This is a genomic window from Mesorhizobium sp. M4B.F.Ca.ET.143.01.1.1 (genome assembly GCF_004792275.1).
Taxonomy (GTDB): domain Bacteria; phylum Pseudomonadota; class Alphaproteobacteria; order Rhizobiales; family Rhizobiaceae; genus Mesorhizobium; species Mesorhizobium abyssinicae.
The window spans coordinates 161348-180985 of the sequence record NZ_SRSR01000013.1 but is presented as its reverse complement, the minus strand read 5'-3'; the positions used below and the strand labels follow the sequence as shown (position 1 = coordinate 180985).

The following is a 19638-nucleotide window of genomic DNA, read 5'->3' as shown; positions in this document are numbered from 1 at the left end:
CGGCCGGCCGCTTGTCAGTTCACCCTGGCGATGCAGAAATCGATGACGTCGATCAGCGCCGATTTCTGCGGCGTCGCCTCCAGCGGCGCCAGCGCATCCCTGGCGATCTCGCCGAAATGACGGGCGCGGCCGATCGTGTCGGCAATCGCCCCGTGGCGGGTCATCAGGCCGATCGCCTTTTCGAGCCCGGCGTCGTCGGTGACGTTGTCCTCGATGGCGCGCTTCCAGAAGGTGCGCTCGGCCTTGGTGCCGCGCCTGTAGGCGAGGATCACCGGCAGCGTCACCTTGCCCTCGCGGAAATCGTCGCCGACATTCTTGCCGAGGTCCTTGCTGGAGCCGCCATAGTCGAGCGCGTCGTCGATGAGCTGGAAGGCAAGGCCGAGATTCATGCCGTAGGAGCGCAGCGCGGCGCGGTCGTTGCGGGTTGCCTGGGCGATGACCGGGCCGACCTCGGCGGCGGCCGAGAACAGCGCGGCGGTCTTGGCCTTGATGACGGCGAAATGCTCGTCCTCGGTGGTCTCCAGGTTCTTGGCGGCGGCGAGCTGCATCACCTCGCCCTCGGCGATGATGGAAGCGGCGCTGGACAGGATGTCGAGGGCTTCCAGCGAGCCGACATCGACCATCATGCGGAAGGCCTGGCCGAGCAGGAAGTCGCCGACCAGCACGCTGGCCTGGTTGCCCCAGATCATGCGCGCCGTCTTCTTGCCGCGGCGCATGCCGCTCTCGTCGACGACATCGTCGTGCAGCAGCGTTGCCGTGTGCATGAACTCGACCGAAGTGGCGAGCTTGACATGACCGTCGCCGGAATAGCCGAACATCTGGGCGGCGGCGAGCGTCAGCATCGGCCGCAATCGCTTGCCGCCGGACGAGATCAGATGGTTGGCGACCTCGGGGATCATCTCGACGTCGGAGCCGGCCTTGGACAGGATCAGCTTGTTGACGCGGCCCATGTCGGCGGCCGTCAGATCGATCAGATCCTTGATGGAGGCGGGTTCCCGCTTCCCGTTTTCGATGTTGAGAACGACACCCACCACAGACACTCCCGTCTATTCCAAGCGCACGACGGCACCTAGTCCCGAAGCAGACTCTAGGGCGGCATCCACCGGCACGGCAAGAGGCGAATTGGCGCGGTTGCGGCCGGCGGCGTGAACGCCCACGTTTACAGGAACGGCGCAACCTGCGATTTTCATTCCATGATAGAGCTCATCCGTACCAACGATGCCGTGATCATCTCCTTCGTCGAATCGCTGATGCGCGACGCCGGCATCGCCTGTTTCGTCGCCGATGAGAACATGAGCGTGCTCGACGGCTCGATCGGCATCCTGCCGCGGCGCGTCATGGTCGACGCCGACAAGGCGGACGCGGCGCGGCGCATATTGACCGATGCCGGCATCGCCAACGAGATCCGCCGGAAATGACGTCCGCGTCGCCCGCAGCCCTTGTCCCGGACACACCGGCCCATACGGTCGATGCCTTCCATCGCGGGCGTTTCTGGCTGGTGCAGCCTCGGGCCGCCGGCCACCGCGCCGGCATGGACGCCATGATGCTGGCCGCCGCCGTGCCCTCTCCCTTTGGCGGACGGCTGGCCGATTTCGGCGCCGGCGCGGGCGCCGCGGGGCTTGCGGTGCTGTCGCGCTGTCCGGCGGCGCGGGTTGTGCTGGTCGAACGCTCGCCGGAAATGGCCGGATTCGCGCATGCCACGCTCGCCCATCCCGGCAACGCGCATCTCGGCGACCGCGCCTCGGTGCTGACGGCCGATGTCACGCTGACGGGCAAGGCGCGCGGCGAGGCCGGCCTTGCCGACAACAGTTTCGACTTCGTCATCATGAACCCGCCCTTCAACGCCGCTGAGGACCGCGCCACGCCGGATCAGTTGCGCAAGCAGGCGCATGTGATGGAGGACGGGCTGTTCGAAAGCTGGATCAGAAGCGCCGCCGCGGTGGCGAAGCCACGCGGCGGGCTCGCCGTCATCGCCAGGCCCGAGCAGCTGGGCGCCCTGCTCGATGCGATCGACGGCCGCTTCGGCGATACCGAGATGCTCGCCGTCCACCCCCGTCCCGAGGCGGCGGCAATCCGGATCGTCGTCAGGGCGACGCTCGGCGCGCGCGGAAAACTGTCGATCCGCCCGCCGCTGATGCTGCACGCCGAGACAGGCAACGGGCCAGCCGAGCGGACCGAGATGATCAACAACGGACTGGCGTCGCTTTTCGGCGATTGATCATCGGCCGGCCATGCGGCATTGCCGTTGGCCGGCGAATTCCTACATGCCCACAGCAAGATGAGGCCTCATCTTGCTGCTTTTTCAGTGACCGGAGACCCCGACCTCGTGAAACGCCTCTTGAACCGCCTGCTGCCGAAGTCCTGGCGCTCCACCGTCGTCGTGGTTCCGGTCATCCGCCTGCACGGCACGATCATGGCCGGCGGCGGCCAGTTCCGGCCGAGCCTGTCGCTGGCGTCCACCGCCGGCCTCATCGAGAAGGCGTTCTCCTTCGAGGCGCCCGTCGTCGCCATCTCCATCAATTCGCCAGGCGGCTCGCCGGTGCAGTCACGGCTGATCTTCAAGCGTATCCGCGACCTCGCGGTGGAGAAGAACAAGAAGGTGCTAGTGTTCGTCGAGGACGTGGCGGCCTCCGGCGGCTACATGATCGCGGTCGCCGGCGACGAGATCTTTGCCGATCCGTCCTCGATCGTCGGCTCGATCGGCGTCGTCTCCGCCTCGTTCGGTTTTCCCGAGCTGATGAAAAAGATCGGCATCGAGCGGCGTGTCCACACCGCCGGCCAGAACAAGGCGGTGCTGGACCCGTTCAAGCCGGAGAAGAAGGAAGATGTCGAGCGGCTGAAGGCGCTGCAGCTTGAAGTGCATGAGACCTTCATCGACCTCGTCAAGGAGCGGCGCGGCACCAGGCTGAAGGACGATCCTGACCTGTTCACCGGCCTGTTCTGGACCGCCAAGAAGGGTCTCGAGCTCGGCCTCGTCGACGCGCTGGGCGACATGCGGGGCGTTCTGAAGACCCGCTTCGGGGCGAAGACCCAGCTGAAGCTGATCACCGCGCCGCGCGGCCTGTTCGGCCGCTTCGGCCTGTTCGGCTCGCGCTTTTCGGCGCCCGACATCGCGGCCGCCGCAGCCAGCGGCGTCGTCGATGCGGCGGAAGAGCGCGCGCTGTGGGCGCGCTTCGGGCTTTGAAAAAACGGTGAAAGCGTCTAGCATATCCGCTTGACCGACCCGACCGGCCGCATTCGCCGCCTATTCGAGGGAGGAGTTTTGGGATGCCGCAGATCATTTTCTTCGTCGTTATCGGCGCCGCCGCCTATTTCGGCTATCGCGCCTTCATCCGCGAAGCCGAGCGCGTGACGGCCAAGATCCGGCGTACCGAGAAACAGGCGGCAAACGGCACCATGGGGACGCTGGTCAAGGACCCGAAGACCGGCGAATACCGGCTGGCCAAGGACTGAACGCCATCTCGTCAGCAACCGAAGCGTTGGATGCCGGGACGCAAGCCGGCACGTGGCTTGCCCCTGCCAAGATCAACCTTGCGCTGCATGTCACCGGCAGGCGCGCCGACGGCTATCATCTGCTTGAAAGCCTCGCCGTCTTCACCCGCTTCGGCGACCGGGTCGAGATCGAGCCGGCCGAGACCGACCGGTTGTCCATCTCAGGCAAATACGCCCCTGCGGTTCCAGCGGACGACAGCAATCTGGTGGTGAAGGCGCGCGAGGCACTGCGCCGCGAAGCGGGATCGCTTGCCACGCAACCTGTTGCCATCAATCTGGAAAAGAACCTGCCGGTCGCCTCCGGCGTCGGCGGCGGCTCCAGCGATGCCGCCGCCGTGCTGCGCGGACTGGTCCAGACATGGCAGCTCGACATCGACGATGCCGAGCTGGCGCGGATCGGCCTGTCGCTTGGAGCAGATGTGCCGATGTGCCTAGCGGCAAGGCCGCTGATCGCGCGCGGCGTCGGCGACGAGATTTCCGCGGTCGAAGGCTTTCCCGCGCTCGCCCTGGTGCTGGTCAATCCGGGCATCGCGGTTTCCACGCCGGAGGTTTTCAAGGCGCTGGCCAGCCGCGACAACGAGGCGCTGCCGCCGCTGCCCGGCAAGCTCGATTTCCATACCATCCGCAACTGGCTGGAGGCGACGCGCAACGACCTCGAGCCCGCCGCCCGCGCCATCCAGCCGGCAATCGGCGAAGCGCTCAAGGCGCTGAGGAAGGCCGACGCCGGCTTTGCCCGCATGTCGGGTTCCGGCGCCACCTGCTTCGGCCTGTTCGAGACCGGCAATGTCGCCAAGCGCGCGGCGCTCGAAATAAGGCGCCGCCATCCCGACTGGTTCGTCGCCGCGACGCGAAGCATGGAGGCCGACGCCCATGGCCAAGATTGACGAGAGCCGCCCCTTCATCCCCGTGCGCATCGCGGTGCTGACGGTTTCGGATACGCGCAGCCTCGCCGACGACAAATCCGGGCAGACGCTGGCCGACCGCATCGCGGAGGCCGGCCACATCCTCGCCGCGCGCGACATCGTCACCGACGACCGGGAGAATATCCGCGACAAGGTGCTCGGCTGGTCGAAGGACGAAGGCGTCGATGTCGTCATCACCACGGGCGGCACCGGCTTCACCGGCCGCGACGTGACGCCGGAAGCGCTGGAACCGATCTTCGAAAAGCGCATGGACGGCTTTTCCGAAGTGTTCCACCGCATCTCCTACGACAAGATCGGCACCTCAACGATCCAGAGCCGGGCGACCGGCGGCGTCGTCAACGCCACCTTCGTCTTCGTACTGCCCGGCTCGCCCGGCGCCTGCAAGGACGCCTGGGACGGCATCATCAAGGCGCAGCTCGACTACCGTCACATGCCCTGCAACTTCGTCGAGATCATGCCGCGCCTGGACGAGCACCTGAAACGCGGCAAGGCCGGGTGACCGCCTGACGGGCGTCGCCGCTTCAGCGGATGACCGGCTCGCCGTGGAAGCGCCGGCGCGAGGGGCGCGAGACGCCGAAGCCGACTTCCATCATCAGCCGCGGCGTGCGCGAAGGCACCGTGCCCATGTCGAAGCCGAACGGATCCTCGACGAAGCCGAGCCCTGCTTCACCCGTGAGCGTGACCGGGCTGTCGTCGCCATAGACCTTCAGCACCTCATCCGCCGGATGCTCGACAAGCAGCGTAAGTTGGTGCTTTAGGCTGCGGCGTTTGTGGCTGCCGCGCACATAGACATGCGGGCCGGTGCCGGCATCGCAGGGCTTCAGGTAGGAGAAGAATTTCAGCATCCGCCAGTCGTCGAGATCGAAATGGTACTTGCCGAGCGAGGCAAGGTTCTTGTCGGCGCTCCTTCTCCCCCAAAAACGCGGGAAAAATCACATCGGCGGCGCGACCCAAATCTCCGCGTCGAGTCTTTTCGTTGCCAGGCCGCGCGCGATGGCTTCGGCGCTGCGGGCGCTTTTGGCGAGCGCCGTGGCCTGGCGCTTGCTGATGACCAGCCCCTCGGCCAGCGCCCGGTTGCCGGAAAAGACCCTGGCCAGGAACGGCGCGCGGCTGCCGCGCGCGCGAGAAAAACGCGCCGGCATGGTGGCCTTCGCCGTGTGGGCCACGACCTCGTCGATCCAGCCGTCCGACAGCCGCGCGCCGGGCTCCAGCAACAGCAGCCAGTCGCCCTTTGCCTGCCGGATACCGGCGGCGATGCCGCCGGCGACATAGTGGCAGCCGGCATGGTCGGCAACGCGGTGCGTCTGGTCGGTCGAGCCGGTGTCGCAGACGACGACGTCGCGCACCACGCCTTCGACCGCGCCGCCGATCAGCGAGGCGAGCGTGCGGGCAAGGCCCTCTTCGTCATTCAGGGTTTCGATGAGAACGGTGAGCATTGCCAGCCGAATAGCGGAAAGCCGCGCCATGCGCCAGTTTTTGCATCGCGGCACAAAAAGTTCTTGCTTTGTTCTCATCGAGAAAATAGGAATAGTTTCATGAACAGAGCGATTCGACAGCCTGCTGACAGTCCTTGGGAAAGGGCGAAAATGGAACAGATCGTGCGTGCCGACATTGCAGCCTTCGGAGCCGGGAGAGCCGAGATGGCGAATGCGATGATCGAGCAGAGCGGCATGCGCGTGCGGCCCGACCGCAATCGCGGCCGTTCCGCCGGCATTAATCCGTCCGGCCGCTTCGAGCCGGTCAGCCGGCATGTGTTCGACGACGGCTGGAATTCGCTGGAGGAACTGCCGCCGTTCAAGACCGAGGTGCAGGTCGAGAGGCCGCGCACCATCATCACGCGCAACGAGTCGCCCGACATCTCCTTCGATCGTTCGATCAACCCCTATCGCGGTTGCGAGCATGGCTGCGTCTACTGCTTTGCCAGGCCGACGCATTCCTTCATGGGCCTGTCGCCGGGACTCGATTTCGAATCGAAGCTGTTCGCCAAGCCTGATGCGGCGCGCATGCTCGACAAGGAACTGTCGAAGTCCGGCTACCAGCCGCGCACCATCGCCATCGGCACCAACACCGATCCCTACCAGCCGATCGAGAAGCAGTACCGGATCATGCGCGAGATCCTCGAAGTGCTGGAGGCGCGCGGCCATCCGGTCGGCATCGTCACCAAGTCGGCGCTGGTGACGCGCGACATCGACATCCTGTCGCGCATGGCCGAACGCGGACTTGCCAAGGTGGCGTTGTCGGTGACGACGCTCGACCGCATGCTGGCGAGAACCATGGAACCGCGCGCGTCGACGCCGACCAAGCGGCTGGAGGCGATCCGGCAGCTCTCCGACGCCGGCATTCCGGCCTCCGTCATGGTCGCGCCGATCATCCCCGGCCTGACCGATCCGGAGATGGAGCGCATCCTCGATTCGGCACGCGCCGCCGGCGCGCGCGAAGCGGGCTATGTCGTGCTGCGGCTGCCGCTGGAGGTGGCGCCGATCTTCAAGGACTGGCTGTTGCGCCATTATCCGGACCGCTACCGGCACGTGATGTCGCTGATCCGTTCGATGCGCGACGGCAAGGACTACGATTCGGAATGGGGCAAGCGCATGAAGGGCGCCGGACCCTATGCCTGGCAGATCGGCCGCCGTTTCGAGATCACCGCCAAGCGGCTCGGGCTCAACGCCGAGCGGCGGCAGCTCAGGACCGACCAGTTCGTCGCCGCAGCCAACGCCACCGAGCAGTTGATGCTGCTTTGAAGGTCTCGCGCCGGCCACCGCCGGCTGGCGCGAGAAGAATCCCGTCCGGCCTGTCCCCCGGCCTCGAGACGGTGCCCTCCCGGTCCGCGCCCCACCCGACCCGGAGGGACTTGCGGAGAATCGGAGCCGATGCGAACCTCGCCGCACCATGGCTCGCGCGCGTTCCGATTCTCCGCTTCTCTTCGAAATCGTCGAGAAACCCGATTTCTCCATCGAGACGAAGGCGATGGCCGACGGATTGTGGCCGGTGGCGGGAATGGACGAGGCCGGGCGCGGACCGCTCGCCGGTCCGGTCGTCGCGGCGGCGGTGGTGCTCAACCCCGCCAACATTCCCGAGGGGCTCGACGATTCCAAGCGCCTCACCCATCTGCAGCGTGAAGCGCTGTTCGCCAGGATCCTGGGCTCGGCGCTCGGCGTGTCGATGGCCTCGATCAGCGCCGAAGGCATCGATGGCAGCAACATATTGAAGGCCAGCCTCGAAGCGATGCGCCGTGCCGTCGCAGGCCTGTCGCTGCGGCCGAAGCTGGCACTGGCCGACGGCCGCGACGTGCCGCCCGGTCTCGCTTGCGAAGGACGCGCGCTGATCAAGGGCGACCAGCGCTCGCAGTCGATCGCCGCCGCCTCGATCGTCGCCAAGGTGATGCGCGACCGCATGATGTGCGGCTGCGGCGGTCACCACGAGCGCTACGGCTTCGAGGTGCATATGGGCTACGCAACGGTCCGCCACCGCACCGCGATCGAAGCGCACGGCCCGGTGGCAAGGTTGCACCGGGCGTCATTCGCGCCGTTTCGCTTGGGCGGCGTCGAGGTGGTTGAGGAAGAGAGCTTCGTCGGCTTGGAATAATCTCCCCCCTTGAGGGGGAGATGGCCGGCAGGCAGAGGGGGTCGCTTCGCGTGAAGCTCCAACGCCATCTGTCGTCCGCAAGAAAGTCGAGCCCAGTCGAACCGACCCCCTCTGTCGCCTTTGGCGACATCTCCCCCTCAAGGGGGGAGATTATCTCCGCTCAAACAAAAAAGCCGCCGGGTTGCCCCAGGCGGCTTCATGCTAGATAGGACATACCAGCCTAGTTCAGCTTGGCCTTCACTTCCTGCAGCGCCGACTTGAAGAAGTCCGCGCCGGCCTTGGCGTCGACCTTGGCGGCAAGCAGCGCGCGGGCGGCCTCGACGGCGACGTCGACGGCGCTGGCACGCACTTCCGCAACTGCCTCGCGCTCGGCCTGGCCGATCTTCTGCTCGGCGAGCGCGGTGCGGCGCGTCACGTAGTCCTCGGTCTTCTTGTGCGCCTCGGCGGCGAGCAGTTCGGCCTCGCGCTTGGCGGCGGCGACGATGTCGGCGGCCTCCTGCTCGGCTTCCTTGCGCTTCTTCTGGTACTGGCCGAGCAACTGCTGGGCCTCTTCGCGCAGTCGGCGGGCTTCTTCAAGCTCGTTGCTTATCTTGGCGGCGCGCGCGTCGAGGCCCTTGGCGATCAGGCCGGGCACCTTGATGTAGACGGCAACGCCAAGAAAGATGATCAGGGCGACCGTGGCCCAGAGCGTTGCGAGAGATGTAGCGTCCATGATGCGCTCCTCACCGGGCCACGGATTTGACCGCTGCCGCGATCTCGGCCTTGCTGGCCTTGCCGCCGACAAGCGCCTCGACGATGGCCGAAGCGGTGTCCTCGGCGATGGTGCCGACTTCCTTCATGGCGTTAGCCTTGATCGACGCGATGCTGGCCTCGGCCGCGCCGAGCTTCTTGTCGAGCTCCGCCTCGACCTTCTTGCGGGCGGCGTCGGCCTCGGCCTTGGCGGCATCGCCGGCCTGCTGGCCGATCGCATTGGCTCTCGACTTGGCTTCGGCCAGTTCCTGCTCGTAAGCAGCAACGGCGGCGTCAGCCTCGCCCTTCAGCCGGGCGGCATGGTCGAGGTCCTGCGTGATGCGGTCGTTGCGGACGTCGATGATGCCACCAAGGCGCGGCATCACCACCCGCTTCAGGAACAGGTAGAACAGCCCGAAGGTGATCGCCAGCCACAGCAACTGCGACGGGAACGTCGCCGGATCGAATGGCGGGAACGTGCCGTGCGCCTCGCCGGGCACCTCGGTGCCGGCATGCGTTTCGGCTCCCGCACCGGCGGCGCCTTCGGCGGCCGGCGCTGACTCTTCTGCAAAGGCAGATGTCACGAACATGGACTATCCCCTGATATCAGGCCAGCCGCTGATCGCGGCCTGCCTGTCCAATCTTCCCAGTGCTCAGCCGAACAGGGCCAGAAGCGCGATGAGAAGGGAGAAGATGCCCAGAGCTTCGGTCACGGCGAAGCCGAAGATCAGGCGGCCGAACTGGCCATCAGCAGCCGACGGGTTGCGCAGCGCGCCCGCCAGGTAGCTGCCGAAGATGTTGCCGAGGCCGATGCCCGCGCCACCCATGCCCAGGCAAGCGATGCCGGCGCCGATGTACTTTGCTGCTTCTGCGTCCATTTCAAACTCCTTTGGATCTGTAATTCCGTTGCAATTCCATCCGGCGACGAATGCCGGAACCTCGTAATCAGTGCCCGGGATGCAGGGCGTCGTTCAGATACATGCAGGTCAGCACGGCAAAGACGTAGGCCTGCAGGAAGGCGACCAGCAGTTCCAGCGCAGTCAGCGCGACGGCCATGGCAAGCGGCAGCACCGAGCCGGCGATGCCGACGGCGCCCAGCGCGCTCAGGCTGACGACGAAGCCGGAGAACACTTTCAGCGTGATGTGGCCGGCCAGCATGTTGGCGAACAGACGAACCGAGAGGCTGACCGGGCGCGACACGAAGGAGATCACCTCGATCAGCACCACCAGCGGCAGCAGGAAGACCGGCACGCCATGCGGCACGAACAGCTTGAGGAAGCCGAGGCCATGCTTGCCGAAGCCGTAGACGACGACGGTTCCGATGACCAGCGCGGCGAGACCGAAGGTGACGATGATGTGGCTGGTGACGGTGAAGAAATAGGGGAACAGGCCGAGCAGGTTGGCGACCAGCACGAACATGAACAGCGAAAAGACGAAGGGGAAGAACTTCAGCCCCTGCGTTCCCGCCGAGTCCCGCAGCATGTTGGAGACGAACTCGTAGGCCATTTCCGAGACCGACTGCAGGCGGCCGGGAACGAGGCTGCGGCTGGCAGTGGTGAGGTAGAGGAAGGCCGATGCGACCGCGACGGTCGCGACCATGAACAAGGCGGAATTGGTGAAGGACAGGTCGTAGCCGCCGATGTTGATCGGAATCAGCTTGACGATATGGAACTGGTGGATCGGATCGACCTTGTCAGCAGCCACTTTTACATCCCCGTCAAAGCCGCGAGCGGCTTCAGTGTCTTACCCAGCGCCAGGACGGCGCCACTTCATTCCTCCGGATCGCGCGGCGTGCCGCCCTGTCCGAATTGCGCCACTAGCCCCGCCGAACGCAGGACATTGAGGACGCCGGCGCCAAATCCCAGCAGCAGGCCGACGATCAGACCCCATGGCGATATTCCCGCCAGCCGGTCGATGATCCAGCCGATCGCGACACCGACCACTATACCTGCGATGAACTCGCTGGACAGCTTGAGTGCCTGACCGTATCCGGTCACTGCTTTCGCGTCGTCTTTCCCCTCGAGCCGGTCCGGCCGTCTTGTCGCAAGCGATGCTTCAAGATCACGCCGGCGGCGCTCAAGATCGTCGTCGCGGATGTCGGCTTCGCGCTGCTTGCCGCGGCCGGTTTCTCCGGTTCCGTCTGGCCCGTTCGTGTCGGCCATCGCAACCCCCCTGCCCGGTCAGACCGCTAGCGTCCGTCCGCTTCTAAAGTCGCCGGCAACATAGTTAGAGGGTCCGCGCCCGTCAAGCCACGGGCCGAACTTCAAACCCATGTATTTTTTGTTTTAAAATCAATAGCTTAAAGAGGTGCGACATCGTGCCCGTCGCGCTTGGGGGCAAGCGCCCGGCGAATCCTTGCAACCAAGGCTCCCCGGTTGCCGGCGTCCGGAGCCATCCGGACCGCCCGGACGGTCCCGGCGAAACAGCCTCAGCTCCAGCCGCCACCATAGGTGCGGTAGAAGATATGCAGGCCGATCTTGGTCATTCGCTTCATCGTGCGCGCCCAGCCCGGATGCACGTAATTGGCATAGTAGTGGGTCGACGAGCCGACTTCCGGAATGAAGATCTTGCCGGCTGTCACCGCCATGGCGACGTCCTGCGCGGTCTTGTAGGCGGCGGGATCGGTGACGCGCTTCTTGCGGCCGTCGCAGGCGAAGGAGAACTGGCAGCGGTTCAGCCAGTTGTCGTTCTGGTAGACGACGCCGCAGATCGACTTCGGATAGGCCGGGTTGCGCACGCGGTTGAGGATCACCTGGGCGACGGCGGCCTGGCCGCGCACGGATTCGCTGCGCGCCTCGAAATAGATGCCGTTGGCAAGGCAGGCCTGCTCCGGCTTGGAGAAGACGCTGGCCGGTAGCGGGTTCTGGATCCACCAGTGATCGCCCGTGGCCATCGGCGGGATGAAGCGGCCGTTGTTCGGCTCCTCGTCCTGCAGCAGCGCCTCGAAGGGCGAGGCCTTGGCATAGTCGGGCTCGGCCTGGGCATAGGCGGTGGCCAGCACGTCCGGCTTGTCGTTGTTGACGAGCGCCGCCAGCATGGCCGGCACGCCGGGATCCGGCTTCTTGTCCTCGCGGATGTGGAACGCCTGGGCGATCTGGATCTCCTTGCCCTTGATGCCGGGCTTGGCGAAGGCGAGCTTCAGGCCGCTGTCCATGCTCGGGCGAAGCAGCGAGGATGTGCGTTCGAAGATTGAGCCGGCGTTGAAGGCCTTTGGTGGCGCCACCGGCGAGACCTGAACGATGCGGCCCTTCTTGTCGGCGCGCACGATGCGGTCCTCGTCGGGCGTCGTGCCGGCCACATTGCCCTTGCCGCGAAAGGCGACCGTGCCGACGCCCGGCAGTTGCACGCCGGAGCCGGAGATCGAGCCGGTGGAGGTGGAATCGACGAACGGCATCTCGGCGTTGTGGACCGAGCCCGCGACGGACTTTTCGACATAGGCGTTCCAGCGGGCGTTCGACGTCTCAAGGCCGGAAACGAGGCTGGTCATGTCCTGATAGGCGACGACCGACGGAAAGCCGACCCAGATGCCAAGGCCAATAACGAACGGAGACAGGAAGGAACGTTTTCTCTCACCGGCGGCGGCGACCAGCCGCTTCAAGACACGTCGATGCACGGAACTCTCCAGAAACGCAACTGACCCTCTGGAGAGCCAAAATGATGCATTAACCTTGATGGGGCGTTAACGCCATCGATCGTGTTTTTTGATGTTGGCCTGAATCGGGACGGCCCCTGAATCAGGCTGGCCGCAGGAAGATCGGCCAGGCGATCAGCGCGCAGCCGGCCGCCGCCAGCCAGACGCCGGGCCATGCCCAGAGGTGCAGGAGCCCGGGAATGGCGATCGGCACCAGGCAGAAGCCGACGAAGACGAAACTGTTGGCGAGGCTGAGCGCGGTGCCGACATGGCCGGGGCCGGCAAGCGTGGCAAGCTCGGTGTAGGCGACGCCGTGCCAGGCGGAGACCGCGATGCCCGCGACGACCAGCATGACGGGAAGCGCCGCCATGAGGGCCGGCCGGCCTGCGGCCGTGACGACCAGCAGCCAGAGCACGGCGAAGGCCAGCGCGCTCAGCGCGCTGCACAGCCTGAGGAACGGGCGGCGGTTGCCGTGACGGTCGGTGAAGCGGCCGCTCCAGACGCGCATGACCATGGCGCCGGTCTGCACGGCGGCGAGGCTCGCGCTGGTCGCCAATGTCCCCAGCCCTACGAAATCGTGCAATAACACCGAGGCGAAGGTGAGCACCGCCACCTGCGGGAAGCAAAGCAGGCCGATGGCGCTCGAGATGCGCCAGACCTCGAGATTGTGCAGCGACGCCGGACCGGCCGTCGCGGCGACATGACCGCCTCCTTCCGCCGGCGGTTCGTGCAGCCAGCGCCAGGCAAGGACGGCCGAGAGGGCGGAAACGGCCGCCAGCAGGCCGAAGACGGCGGCAAAGCCGAAGCCCAGGGCAAGCGAGGGGAGGACGAGCGCGCCGATGCCGCCGCCGAGCGGCACCGCCGTCTGCCTGATGCTCATGGCGAAACCGCGCTCGCCCTCGCGGAACCATCCCATGATGGCGCGGCCGCTGGAGCCGTTGACGCTGCCGCCGAGCAGGCCGGCGACGAGCAGACTTGCCGAGAGCAGAGTGACGCCGGGGATGGCACCCTTTGTCGGCACGACGAGCAAAGCCATGACGAACAGCCAGGCCGCCGTCGCGCCGAGCCCGGTCAACAGCACGCGGCGGTCGCCCCAGCGATCGGTGAGCACGCCCCAGGGCAGTTCGCTGAGCGCCACGCACCAAGAAGGCCGAGCGCGAGGCCGAGCGATGCATTGTCGAGCTGATAACCCTGGCGCATCACCACTGCGGTGGCCGGCACGCCGGAGAAGGTCGCCGAGAACCCGGCATTGGCGGCAACTCCGATGCCCAGCACCTTCCAGCGATGGTTGGGTCCGAAGGTTCGGCCGGCAGTGCCGGAAACGGCTTTGGCAGGCGGCGCGCAATCGGTGCGTGTGACGATGGTGGACATGGTTCCATTCCCGTGGCGGCCGGCTGACCGGCTTGACGAGCGTGATGTAGCGCCGTAGCTTTGTCCATAAAATCAGGAAGTTTTTGACAAACGATCCTGAAATTCGGGACAATACTCATGCGACGCGTCACATTCGACCTCGACGTTCTCAGGACATTCGTCACCGGGATGGAGCTGGGCAGCTTCGCCAAGGCCGCCGAGAGGCTCGGCCGTTCGACCTCGGCCGTCAGCGCACAGCTGAAAAAGCTAGAAGAACAGGCGGCGACGCCGATCTTCCGCAAGTCCGGGCGCGGGCTGGCGCTGACCGAGGCCGGCGAGACCATGCTCGGCTATGCACGCCGGCTGCTCGAACTCAACGACGAGACGGCCGCCGCCATTCACGACGTCGAGCTGGAAGGCTGGGTGCGGCTCGGACTGCAGGAGGATTTCGGCGAGGCGGTGCTGCCGGAGGTGCTCGGCCGCTTCGCCCGCGGCCATCCCAAGGTCCGGATCGAGGCGCGGATCGCGCGCAGCCACGAGCTCGCCGAGCGGATCACCCAGGGCAGCCTCGACATTGCGCTCGCCTGGCACAATGGCGCGAGCCTGCCCTACAGCCGGCACGTCGCCGACGTGCAGATGCGCTGGGTCGGGCCGGCAAAGCCGATCGAGCTAGGCGCGCCCGGCGGCGAGGCCCTGCCGCTGGTGGCGCTGGAGGCGCCCTGCCTGCTGCGCACGGTGGCGACCGAAACCCTCGACCGCGCCGGCCTGTCATGGCGGATGGCCTTCTCCAGTCCCAGTCTCGGCGGCATCTGGGCGGCGGTGGCGGCCGGTCTCGGGCTGACGATCCGCAACGATATCGGCCTGCCCGCCAATGTCAGGGCGATGGCGTCCGGGACGCTCGGGCTCCCTGCCCTGCCGAAGATGGCGCTGGTGCTGCACCAGAAGGACGCTGAGCTCGACCCGGTCGCGGCGCGGCTGGCGGAGATATTACTGCAGGCGGCAGTGGAGGCGCTGCCCGAAAGCGCCGAGACGAAAGAGAGCCTGCTGAAAGTCGCCTAGCTTCTTGGCCGAAGCCTATCGACTTCGTCATCCTAGGGACAGCGACGCGAAGCGGAGCGTAGACCCTAGGATCCATGCCGTTCCATCGACCGAGGTGTGCAACGGAGCAGAACTCTGCACCGCAGCGCGTCTAAGTCACGGCGTGGATCCTCGGGTCTGCGCCGCGTCGCCTCGCTCCTTGCTCCGCCCCGTGGATGGCGACCGCAGGGACGCGCTGCCGACTCCAAGGCCTCAGCGCTTCTTCGCCCTGCCCGCAAACGGGTTGTCCGAGGTGCGCAGCGCCATGCGGATCGGCACGCCGGGCATGTCGAAGGCCTCGCGCAGGCTGTTCGAGAGATAGCGGACGTAGGATTGCGGCATCGCGTCCGGCCGCGAGCAGGAGACGACGAAGCCCGGCGGGCGCGTCTTGGCCTGGGTGACATATTTGATCTTCAGCCGGCGGCCGGCGACGGCGGGCGGCGGGTGATGCGCAAGGATGCCTTCCAGCCAGCGGTTGAGCTTGCCGGTCGAGACGCGGCTGTTCCACACCTTGTGCGTCTTGATGACGCTATCCATCAATTTGTCGAGGCCGCGCCCGGTCTCGGCCGACACCGTCACCGCCTGGATGCCGCGCACCTGCGGCAAGAGCCGCTCGGTCTTCTCGCGCAGTTCCGCCAGCAATTCCTGCGGATTGTCGATCAGGTCCCACTTGTTGAAGGCGATGACCGGCGCGCGACCCTCGCGGATGATCAGGTCGGCGATCTGCAGGTCCTGCTTCTCGAACGGGATGGTGGCATCGAGCACGATGATGACGATCTCGGCAAAGCGGATGGCGCGCAGGCCGTCCTGCACCGAGAGCTTCTCGAGCTTCTCCTGGACCTTGGCCTTGCGCCGCATGCCGGCGGTGTCGAACAGTTTTATCCGGCGGCCGCGCCAGTCCCAGTCGACCGAGATCGAATCGCGGGTGATGCCGGCTTCCGGCCCGGTCAGCAGGCGCTCTTCGCCGATCAGCGCGTTGATCAGCGTCGACTTGCCGGCGTTGGGGCGGCCGACGACGGCGATGCGCATCGGCTTGGTGTCGTCATAAACGGGCTCGGCATCGGGGTCGGTGATGTCCTCGCCGATCAGCACCTCGCTGGCGGCGATCTCCGCATCGTCCTGCTCGTCCTCGCCGAAGGCGCGTTCCTCGCCGAGCGCGGCGATCACCGCGTCGCGCAGGTCGGGCATACCCTGGCCATGCTCGGCCGAGACCGGGATCGGCTCGCCGAGGCCAAGCTCCCAGGCCTCCAGCATGCCGCCTTGCGCGCCGCGAGCCTCCGCCTTGTTGGCGACCAGCACCACCGGCTTGCCGGACTTGCGCACGACCTCGGCGAAGGTGCGGTCGTCGGGCAGCAGGCCGGACTTGGCGTCGATGGTGAAGAAGATCAGGTCGGCCTCGCGGATGGCGATCTCGGTCTGCTGGCGCATGCGGCCGGGCAGCGTCGAGGCGGCCGCGTCCTCGAAGCCGGCGGTGTCTATGACGTCGAAGAAAAGATCGTAGAGCTTGGCGGCGTGGACGCGGCGATCGCGGGTGACGCCCGGCGTGTCGTCGACGAGCGCCAGCTTCTTTCCGACCAGCCGATTGAAAAGAGTCGATTTGCCGACGTTAGGCCGGCCGATGATGGCGACTTTGAAGCCCATCCGGGGTCACGACGCGTTGCCCGACCCGCGGATCAGCTCGGACATCAAGGTCGCCCGCTGGCGCGCATTGCGCGGGGCGCCGTCATCCGAAGCGATCTGGTCGAACAGTTTGAGCGCGTCCGCGGTCTTGCCTTCCTTCCAGGCGGCAAGGCCGAGTGCCTCGCGCGCGGTGTGGCGCAGCTTGTTGGTGTCGGCGGTGAGCGCCTCGACGCGGCTGGACACGTCTGCGAAAGAGCCGCTGTCGACGAGCAGCAGCGCTGCCCTCAGACGCGCCATGTCGCGAATACCCTGCGGGATGGCGTTGTCGGCCGCGACGTCGTCGAAATCCTTGACGGCGGCGGCGACGTCACCCTTGTCGGCCTTGACCGTCGCGGCGCGCATGCGGGCGAGCAGCGGATAGGCGCCGTAGCCGTCCTTCTGGAGCTGATCGAGGGCGGTGAGCGCCTCGTCGCTCTTGCCGTCATTGGCAAGCTTCAGCGCCTGCGAGAAAGCGTCGCCCGAGCGGTTGGCGCGGCTCTCGTCCCAATAGCGGTAGCCGACGACGGCGGCGGTGCCGAGCACGATCAGGATGGCAAGGCCAAGCAGCGCCGGACCAAAACGGTCCCACAGCGCCTGCGCCTGTTCGCGACGAATCTCTTCGTTGACTTCGCGGATAAAACTGTCGTCGGACATCAATCAAAACCATTGCTGCCCCGCACGGGGCGCTTCTTGAGCCCGCGTTTTAGCGAAATTTTGTCGGCATGGAAGGGGGCCGCCCGGAAAATCGGCGGATAGAGGATCGGACCCCGCAAGGAGCGCCCCGCCCGCCGACCGCACCCACGCCACATTTCGCCGCTAGCCGGTCGCCGACCGTCCCAATGCCCAGACCCTTGCCGATGCCCCGTCCATTCCTCGTTGCTGCGTCCAGTCTTGTCGCCCTCGCCCTCGCCGGCCCGGCGCTCGCCGACCCGCCGGCGCCGCCGGCCAAGCCGAAGCAGATCGTCATCATCTCCTTCGACAGCGCCCGCGAAATCTCGCAATGGCGGCGCAGCCGCGCCTTGGCCGAACGCACCGGCTCGCATTTCACCTATTTTCTGTCCTGCGTCTTCCTGCTGTCGCCGGAAACGCGCAAGGACTACACGGGGCCGGGAAAGAGCGCCGGCAAATCGAACATCGGCTTTGCCGCGTCGAAACAGGAGGTGGCGGAGCGGCTGGAGCAGATCAACCTGGCCGCCTCGGAAGGCCATGACATCGCCAGCCATGGCTGCGGCCATTTCGACGGCAAGGGCTGGAGCAAGGCCGACTGGCTCGCCGAATTCGCCGCCTTCAAGCACATTCTGGAAAACGCCTATTCGATCAACGGCATCGCGCCGGAGCCGGCCGGCTGGCATGATTTAGCACGACATGCCGTGACCGGTTTTCGCGCGCCGTACTTGTCGGCGAACAAGGCGCTTTACGAGGCGCTGCCGCAGGCGGGCTTTGAGTATGACGCCAGTGGCGTCTCGAAAGGCCCTGCCCTGCCGCCGGAGAGAGGCGGCACTACGCGCTTTTCGCTGCCGCAGATTCCGGAAGGGCCGAAGTCGAGGCCGGTAATCGCGATGGACTACAATCTCTATGTCCGCCATTCCGGCGGCTTCGAGAAGCCGAGCATGGCGGCGGAGTTCACGGAGCGGAGCTACCGCGCCTTCCGCGCCGCCTTCGACAGGCAGTACCAGGGCAAGCGCATCCCGCTGGAGCTCGGCTTCCATTTCACTCAGATGAACGGCGGCGCCTACTGGGACGCGCTGGAGCGCTTTGCCGGCGAAGTCTGCGTCATGCGGCAGGTCGAATGCATCAGTTTTCGCGATTATGTCGGGCGCCAGCGCGCCGGCGAGCGGCAGGCAACGGTCGGCGGCTGAGCCGCCTCGCGCCCTGCCCGAACTGTCAGGCCGGATCCTCCGCGCTTTGCCTTGCCAGATAGCGCTGGTCGATATCCGGCAGCGGCTCGCCCTGCAGCGTCGCCTCGAAGGCGCGCAGGCGCTTATGCACTGACTGCAGTTCGACGATGGTCGACCATGAGGTGAGCAGGAACTGCAGCGATCCCGTGACCTTGCCGAAGGCGTTCGAGATCTGGTTCAGCGCGCCGAAGGTGATCTTGTGCGCCACCAGCGAGGGGCCGAGGATCAGCAGCGAGAAGATGTTGTCGGCCTGCAGGTAGGTGTAACGGACGACATTGAAATAGATGTAGTGGAAATAGAGCCTGAAGTAATTTTGACGGACATTGGCGAAGAGCTCGGCGGTGGTCGCCGGCTGTGCCCTGTCGGCATGATCCTCACCGTAGACCAGTTCCTTGCGATAGGCGGCCTCGACGCGCTGGTTGCGGAACTGCAATCCCGGCAGCTTCAGGCCCGCGACCATCACCGAAATCGTGCCGAACAGACACCAGGCAAGTGCTGCGACAACCAGCGGCTGAGGGACCGCTCCGACGATCGGCAACTCGGTGATATGGGCCTGCAGCTGGATCATGACCGGCAGGAAGGCGATCAGCGTCATGATCGACTGGACGAAGCTGGAACCCAGATCCTCCATGATCTGCGAGAAGCGCATCGTGTCTTCCTGGATGCGCTGCGAGGCACCTTCGATATGCCGCAACCGGCCCCAGTTCGCCACGAAATAGTCGTTCATCGCCGTGCGCCAGCGGAAGATCCAGTGACTGACGATGAAAGCGTTGACGACCTGCACATTCATGCCGACCAGCGCCAGCCACGAGAAGTCGGCCAATCCTAGGTAGAACTCGCTGTCGGTCGACTTTCCCGTGCCCGACATCAGGCCCTGCACATAGTCGAAGAACGGACCGTACCAGGCGTTGACGGCGACGCTGACCTGAACGTTGAAATAGATGAAGAACAGGATGACGGCCGTCATCAGGATCGACCAGTTCTGCCAGGGATGCGGCGAATACCAGGCCCAGAACGCGTAGAAGGCGGCCACACAGAAAACGAAATAGAGATAGAACCACAGGAACGGCTTCGACCACAGCACGGCGATGCCGATGATCGGCGGCGCGCCGGCGGCTGCAGGCGGCAGGCCGATCAAGGCGCCCAGTTGCTCACCACCGAAGAACCAGAACAGGATCGCGGCAAGGCTCCAGACGGCGGCCGAGGTGAAGAAGAGCTTCGGCTGCGGGAAGAAGGATACGAACACTGTGGCGGGTTCCTCGGTCGAATCGCTGATCGGCGGTATTGCTGCTCG

23 protein-coding genes and 1 pseudogene are annotated in these 19638 nt (G+C 65.9%); 10 read left to right on the top strand and 14 right to left on the bottom strand.

Annotation, left to right across the window (positions count from 1 at the left end; genetic code table 11):
* Positions 1-14: 14 nt before the first annotated feature.
* Positions 15-1031: a polyprenyl synthetase family protein gene (locus EN786_RS27060; protein WP_127284243.1), complete on the bottom strand. Its 1017-nt coding sequence runs from the start codon at positions 1029-1031 to the stop codon at positions 15-17.
* Positions 1032-1193: 162 nt separating this feature from the next.
* On the opposite strand from EN786_RS27060, the gene EN786_RS27055 reads away from it, so the two are divergent.
* The 6 genes from EN786_RS27055 (at position 1194) to moaB (ending at position 4914) form a co-directional block, all read left to right on the top strand.
* Entirely contained in the window at positions 1194-1418 is a 225-nt protein-coding gene (locus EN786_RS27055) for a DUF2007 domain-containing protein (protein WP_127259063.1), read from the top strand.
* Complete coding sequence (locus EN786_RS27050; protein WP_127284242.1) at positions 1415-2218, top strand: tRNA1(Val) (adenine(37)-N6)-methyltransferase; 804 nt, start codon at positions 1415-1417, stop codon at positions 2216-2218. Before EN786_RS27055 ends, EN786_RS27050 begins: the two co-directional genes overlap by 4 nt.
* A 108-nt stretch (positions 2219-2326) precedes the next feature.
* On the top strand, positions 2327-3184 hold the full coding sequence (locus tag EN786_RS27045) for a S49 family peptidase (RefSeq protein WP_127284241.1): 858 nt from the start codon (positions 2327-2329) through the stop codon (positions 3182-3184).
* 83 nt (positions 3185-3267) lie between these two features.
* Positions 3268-3453 carry a hypothetical protein gene (locus EN786_RS27040; RefSeq protein WP_127284240.1) on the top strand — a complete coding sequence of 62 codons (186 nt, stop codon included), beginning with the start codon at positions 3268-3270 and terminating at the stop codon, positions 3451-3453.
* Positions 3454-3479: 26 nt separating this feature from the next.
* Complete coding sequence (locus tag EN786_RS27035; RefSeq protein WP_127312114.1) at positions 3480-4376, top strand: 4-(cytidine 5'-diphospho)-2-C-methyl-D-erythritol kinase; 897 nt, start codon at positions 3480-3482, stop codon at positions 4374-4376.
* Positions 4363-4914, top strand: a complete 552-nt coding sequence (gene moaB / locus EN786_RS27030) for a molybdenum cofactor biosynthesis protein B (RefSeq protein WP_127284238.1) — start codon at positions 4363-4365, stop codon at positions 4912-4914. The genes EN786_RS27035 and moaB overlap by 14 nt, the downstream gene beginning before the upstream one ends.
* Positions 4915-4936: 22 nt before the next feature.
* Here the strand turns inward: moaB and EN786_RS27025 are convergent.
* Both EN786_RS27025 and EN786_RS27020 read right to left on the bottom strand, forming a co-directional pair.
* A pseudogene (locus EN786_RS27025) lies at positions 4937-5317 on the bottom strand (hypothetical protein); the annotation flags it as partial.
* 30 nt (positions 5318-5347) lie between these two features.
* Positions 5348-5851 (bottom strand): glycosyltransferase, encoded by a 504-nt coding sequence (locus tag EN786_RS27020; RefSeq protein ID WP_135909065.1) that lies wholly within the window; start codon positions 5849-5851, stop codon positions 5348-5350.
* A 150-nt stretch (positions 5852-6001) separates the two neighbouring features.
* Here EN786_RS27020 and EN786_RS27015 point away from each other — a divergent pair, with 150 nt between their 5' ends.
* Positions 6002-7156, top strand: coding sequence for a PA0069 family radical SAM protein (locus EN786_RS27015; protein ID WP_127284237.1), 1155 nt, complete (start codon positions 6002-6004; stop codon positions 7154-7156).
* Positions 7157-7304: 148 nt separating this feature from the next.
* A complete protein-coding gene (locus EN786_RS27010; RefSeq protein WP_127284236.1) occupies positions 7305-8000 on the top strand; it encodes a ribonuclease HII in 696 nt (231 codons plus the stop codon).
* Between the two features lie 220 nt (positions 8001-8220).
* On the opposite strand, the gene EN786_RS27005 is transcribed toward EN786_RS27010, so the two are convergent.
* The 8 genes from EN786_RS27005 to EN786_RS38735 all read right to left on the bottom strand — a co-directional run bounded on the left by EN786_RS27005 (position 8221) and on the right by EN786_RS38735 (position 13731).
* The gene (locus EN786_RS27005) at positions 8221-8712 is read right to left on the bottom strand and encodes a F0F1 ATP synthase subunit B (protein WP_127284235.1); all 492 of its coding nucleotides are present in this window, start codon (positions 8710-8712) and stop codon (positions 8221-8223) included.
* A 10-nt stretch (positions 8713-8722) separates the two neighbouring features.
* Positions 8723-9319 (bottom strand): F0F1 ATP synthase subunit B, encoded by a 597-nt coding sequence (locus EN786_RS27000; protein ID WP_127284234.1) that lies wholly within the window; start codon positions 9317-9319, stop codon positions 8723-8725.
* Between the two features lie 63 nt (positions 9320-9382).
* Positions 9383-9607, bottom strand: a complete 225-nt coding sequence (locus EN786_RS26995; protein WP_006206606.1) for a F0F1 ATP synthase subunit C — start codon at positions 9605-9607, stop codon at positions 9383-9385.
* A gap of 67 nt (positions 9608-9674) precedes the next feature.
* Positions 9675-10433 carry a F0F1 ATP synthase subunit A gene (locus tag EN786_RS26990; protein WP_127284233.1) on the bottom strand — a complete coding sequence of 253 codons (759 nt, stop codon included), beginning with the start codon at positions 10431-10433 and terminating at the stop codon, positions 9675-9677.
* Positions 10434-10498: 65 nt separating this feature from the next.
* Complete coding sequence (locus EN786_RS26985; RefSeq protein WP_127284879.1) at positions 10499-10891, bottom strand: AtpZ/AtpI family protein; 393 nt, start codon at positions 10889-10891, stop codon at positions 10499-10501.
* 266 nt (positions 10892-11157) lie between these two features.
* Positions 11158-12342 carry a cell wall hydrolase gene (locus EN786_RS26980; RefSeq protein WP_127310247.1) on the bottom strand — a complete coding sequence of 395 codons (1185 nt, stop codon included), beginning with the start codon at positions 12340-12342 and terminating at the stop codon, positions 11158-11160.
* A 121-nt stretch (positions 12343-12463) separates the two neighbouring features.
* Complete coding sequence (locus EN786_RS26975) at positions 12464-13498, bottom strand: MFS transporter (RefSeq protein ID WP_245478262.1); 1035 nt, start codon at positions 13496-13498, stop codon at positions 12464-12466.
* Positions 13432-13731, bottom strand: a complete 300-nt coding sequence (locus EN786_RS38735; protein WP_245478261.1) for a hypothetical protein — start codon at positions 13729-13731, stop codon at positions 13432-13434. Before EN786_RS38735 ends, EN786_RS26975 begins: the two co-directional genes overlap by 67 nt.
* Before the next feature lie 117 nt (positions 13732-13848).
* Between EN786_RS38735 and EN786_RS26970 the strand changes: the two genes are divergently transcribed.
* Positions 13849-14769 carry a LysR substrate-binding domain-containing protein gene (locus EN786_RS26970; protein WP_127310246.1) on the top strand — a complete coding sequence of 307 codons (921 nt, stop codon included), beginning with the start codon at positions 13849-13851 and terminating at the stop codon, positions 14767-14769.
* Positions 14770-15000: 231 nt separating this feature from the next.
* Here the strand turns inward: EN786_RS26970 and der are convergent, their stop codons facing one another.
* Together der and EN786_RS26960 are read right to left on the bottom strand one after the other, a co-directional pair.
* Complete coding sequence (der, locus tag EN786_RS26965) at positions 15001-16428, bottom strand: ribosome biogenesis GTPase Der (RefSeq protein WP_127310245.1); 1428 nt, start codon at positions 16426-16428, stop codon at positions 15001-15003.
* A 6-nt stretch (positions 16429-16434) separates the two neighbouring features.
* A complete protein-coding gene (locus EN786_RS26960; RefSeq protein ID WP_127310244.1) occupies positions 16435-17100 on the bottom strand; it encodes a tetratricopeptide repeat protein in 666 nt (221 codons plus the stop codon).
* A 203-nt stretch (positions 17101-17303) separates the two neighbouring features.
* On the opposite strand from EN786_RS26960, the gene EN786_RS26955 reads away from it, so the two are divergent.
* Entirely contained in the window at positions 17304-18305 is a 1002-nt protein-coding gene (locus EN786_RS26955; protein ID WP_127284885.1) for a polysaccharide deacetylase family protein, read from the top strand.
* A gap of 25 nt (positions 18306-18330) precedes the next feature.
* On the opposite strand, the gene sbmA is transcribed toward EN786_RS26955, so the two are convergent.
* Positions 18331-19590, bottom strand: coding sequence for a peptide antibiotic transporter SbmA (gene sbmA, locus EN786_RS26950; protein WP_127284886.1), 1260 nt, complete (start codon positions 19588-19590; stop codon positions 18331-18333).
* Between the last annotated feature and the right edge of the window lie 48 nt (positions 19591-19638).

Bases quoted from the DNA above. Each gene is read 5' to 3' on its own strand.
- EN786_RS27055 (WP_127259063.1), top strand. From the start codon at position 1,194: ATGATAGAGCTCATCCGTACCAACGATGCCGTGATCATCTCCTTCGTC.
- EN786_RS27050 (WP_127284242.1), top strand. From the start codon at position 1,415: ATGACGTCCGCGTCGCCCGCAGCCCTTGTCCCGGACACACCGGCCCAT.
- EN786_RS27040 (WP_127284240.1), top strand. From the start codon at position 3,268: ATGCCGCAGATCATTTTCTTCGTCGTTATCGGCGCCGCCGCCTATTTC.
- moaB (WP_127284238.1), top strand. From the start codon at position 4,363: ATGGCCAAGATTGACGAGAGCCGCCCCTTCATCCCCGTGCGCATCGCG.
- EN786_RS27020 (WP_135909065.1), bottom strand. From the start codon at position 5,851: ATGCTCACCGTTCTCATCGAAACCCTGAATGACGAAGAGGGCCTTGCC.
- EN786_RS27015 (WP_127284237.1), top strand. From the start codon at position 6,002: ATGGAACAGATCGTGCGTGCCGACATTGCAGCCTTCGGAGCCGGGAGA.
- EN786_RS27010 (WP_127284236.1), top strand. From the start codon at position 7,305: ATGGCTCGCGCGCGTTCCGATTCTCCGCTTCTCTTCGAAATCGTCGAG.
- EN786_RS27005 (WP_127284235.1), bottom strand. From the start codon at position 8,712: ATGGACGCTACATCTCTCGCAACGCTCTGGGCCACGGTCGCCCTGATC.
- EN786_RS27000 (WP_127284234.1), bottom strand. From the start codon at position 9,319: ATGTTCGTGACATCTGCCTTTGCAGAAGAGTCAGCGCCGGCCGCCGAA.
- EN786_RS26995 (WP_006206606.1), bottom strand. From the start codon at position 9,607: ATGGACGCAGAAGCAGCAAAGTACATCGGCGCCGGCATCGCTTGCCTG.
- EN786_RS26985 (WP_127284879.1), bottom strand. From the start codon at position 10,891: ATGGCCGACACGAACGGGCCAGACGGAACCGGAGAAACCGGCCGCGGC.
- EN786_RS38735 (WP_245478261.1), bottom strand. From the start codon at position 13,731: ATGTCCACCATCGTCACACGCACCGATTGCGCGCCGCCTGCCAAAGCC.
- EN786_RS26970 (WP_127310246.1), top strand. From the start codon at position 13,849: ATGCGACGCGTCACATTCGACCTCGACGTTCTCAGGACATTCGTCACC.
- der (WP_127310245.1), bottom strand. From the start codon at position 16,428: ATGGGCTTCAAAGTCGCCATCATCGGCCGGCCTAACGTCGGCAAATCG.
- EN786_RS26960 (WP_127310244.1), bottom strand. From the start codon at position 17,100: ATGTCCGACGACAGTTTTATCCGCGAAGTCAACGAAGAGATTCGTCGC.
- EN786_RS26955 (WP_127284885.1), top strand. From the start codon at position 17,304: ATGCCCCGTCCATTCCTCGTTGCTGCGTCCAGTCTTGTCGCCCTCGCC.